This is a genomic window from Tritonibacter sp. SIMBA_163, from assembly GCF_046535935.1.
Classification (GTDB): Bacteria; Pseudomonadota; Alphaproteobacteria; order Rhodobacterales; family Rhodobacteraceae; genus Epibacterium; species Epibacterium scottomollicae.
In genome coordinates, this window is record NZ_JAWJBP010000710.1 from 1 (window position 1) to 260 (window position 260).

The 260-nt window shown below is 58.5% G+C and carries 1 protein-coding gene; it reads left to right on the top strand.

The features are described 5' to 3' along the window. Positions 1 to 57 precede the first annotated feature (57 nt). A partial coding sequence (locus tag R0J92_RS24180) for a hypothetical protein (RefSeq protein WP_411053550.1) occupies positions 58 to 260 on the top strand: 203 nt, incomplete at its 3' end.

The window sequence follows — 260 nt, forward strand, 5'->3', positions numbered from 1 at the left end:
GCACAAATCGGGATTGGCGGAGTCCCTAACGAAACGCACGTTCTCAAGGCCGCCGGAATGCATTGGGCCCTCGGAAAGAAAAGCGTTTCGCAGCTGTTGAGGGTTGGCGATGTCGTCATTGTCGAGCGTAAGGCCAACGGGTCGTTCGAATTGCGGCAGGTACCCAAGGTTCAGGGTGCGCTGGTGGCGATGAATCCGAAGACCGGACGCATCATGGCGATGGTCGGCGGCTTCTCGCACTCGGTTTCGCAGTTCAACAG